At 56.2% G+C, this 2,045-nt stretch carries 1 protein-coding gene and 2 pseudogenes; 1 reads left to right on the top strand and 2 read right to left on the bottom strand.

Going from position 1 to position 2,045, the window contains the following annotated elements; genetic code table 11:
- Positions 1 to 1,204, bottom strand: a pseudogene (locus tag ACT3TP_RS18610) (integrase core domain-containing protein); the annotation flags it as partial.
- A gap of 229 nt (positions 1,205 to 1,433) precedes the next feature.
- A pseudogene (locus ACT3TP_RS18605) lies at positions 1,434 to 1,759 on the bottom strand (IS3 family transposase); the annotation flags it as partial.
- A gap of 61 nt (positions 1,760 to 1,820) precedes the next feature.
- On the opposite strand from ACT3TP_RS18605, the gene ACT3TP_RS18600 reads away from it, so the two are divergent.
- Positions 1,821 to 2,045, top strand: a 225-nt coding sequence (locus ACT3TP_RS18600; RefSeq protein WP_444621277.1) for a hypothetical protein, incomplete at its 3' end; no start/stop codon positions are given.

The raw sequence follows: 2,045 nt of genomic DNA, 5'->3' as shown, positions 1-2,045 counted from the left end.
AACTGCCTCTGAGCGAATGTCGCTGGCAACGAGATCTGATACCCCTTGTAATAGGCTTGGCAGTCGTCTCTGGTGACGTCCACCAAAAGTTCATTGCTTCGACGTGCACTGCCGGCTTCGTCCTGGTGCTCGACCTCAGTAAAGACGTCCCCAGTCTTCGAAACAACGATGTCGGCACGATTCGCCGCAGTGCTTCCAAGGCGTCGATTCTGAAGATACTCAGCGGCTTTAGCCTCCAACACAACCAGTGGTATCGCTTCGGTGGCCGGTGTGTGCTCCAACAGATCCCATGCAGTCTGTGGCGTGACCTGGTTCAAAGATTGATGGGGTCGGCGCTGGTTGTAGTGCTCACGGTAACGTCGCAGCAGTTTCTGCACCTCGGAGAGGTCCTGCGGCTTGTTCTCCTTCAAGAATCGCTGAAGCGTCTGGTGGGTACGCCATTCTTGCCTTGCGTCGTTGGCCGGCCCGGCAGGCCGCTGATTGGTATGCTTCCTTGTGACGCGAGATAGATTTCCACCGCGCCGATTGTCCCGCCGCGTAGTTGGTTGAATGCTATGGAATTGTCGCTGAGCACCTCTTTTGGTGCCCCGTACTCGCTGATGGCCCTGGCCAGGACGTTGTGGGCGTCGTGGCTGTTCTCGTGGCGTTGGTACGCGCTGGATCCGATGTCGAAGCGGGTGGCGTCATCGATAAGTTGGTATACGGTCACCAGTTGGTTCTTCGTGGTCCTGAACTCGAACGCATCCAGCCGCCACAACGCCTTGGCGGTAGACCGGACGAAAGGAACGTATGAGGATTTGGGGCGTTTGCGCGGGTTTCGATCCACATGCCCCACGCTGGCCAGCAACCGAGCAATGGTCGCGATGGACGGGACCTTTTCTCCCGGGAACTCGTCGCTGATTGTTGCCTCGTAGTGGATCGTCTTGGGACCGTAGTCCCAGCCATCTGCTTTGAGCTTCTTGCGGATCTTCACGAGCTCATTGACGACCTCCGGCCCGTAGTTGCTTGCTGGTTGTTTCGGTGCACGGGAGCGTGGGTGCAAGGCCCCGGCCGCTTCATGCGCTGCCCGCTCACGGATGCGGTAGAAGATGCTGCGGGAGATCTTCTGGGTCTTGCAGAATTCGCTGACGGTCAGCGCATCGGGCTGGGTCGGGTCGAAGTTGATGATCATCGCTCGTAGGCGGGGAGTAAGGTCGTTTGGCATGTCCTTGACGGTGCCAGAAATACGGCTCGTTGGCGTCTACGAAGTATTGAGACTTCGTGTCCACGATCTTATGAGATCGTGTGTCCACAAATTCATGAGACAGGACATACAGAGTATTGAGGTTCAGTGTCCACGAAGCCATGAGTTTCGGTGTCTACGAAGTCACGAGATTTCACACCATCTAGCCGGAATCGAAGTACCACTTAGCCACCACTTAGCCACCACTTAGCCGGACTATCGGTACCATCAAGCCATATTTGGCACCGGCAACCCGGTTCGATGCTTCGTACTCGAACTGGACTAGGATGCTGCGCTTGGCTCTCAGCGCTTTGGCTTCGCTCAGTTCCTGTGATGGGTTCAGCCACCGGTAGTACGAGGCGCGGGAAACCGCAAGTTTCTGGCACATCCAGTTCACCGGATACTGGGTGGGATGCGCTTTGATGAATCGGAAGATCGCGCTTACTTCTTGCCGTTCGAGACGAAATAAGCGCTCACATCTTTTAAAAATTCGTTCTCCCGTTTCACCTCTGCCAGCTCCTGGAGCAGCTGATCGTGCTAGCCCAGATTTTTCATGAGGTCTCCGACGGCCGCCGAAATCCGATACCCAGGATTCGCGGTGGCCGTTTCTGATTCCGCCCATGCCAAAGAGCGCCGAAACACCAGCGCTGGGTGCCAGGCTCCACCTACCTGGACTGAAATGATCTTTCAAAACCAAAGAAACAACAGGACAACCGCCAATTCAAGCAGTCAGCTCACCGCGCCGCCACCGCTGAAACAACACACCAATACCTTCCTGCAACTGGCAAAGCAACTGCGCTTCTGGTGCTCTCACCGGGATCAT

The organism is Glutamicibacter sp. AOP38-B1-38 (assembly GCF_052377485.1).
GTDB lineage: Bacteria > Actinomycetota > Actinomycetes > Actinomycetales > Micrococcaceae > Glutamicibacter.
The sequence above is the reverse complement of the archived record's forward strand: the minus strand, read 5'-3'. Positions and strand labels throughout refer to the sequence as shown.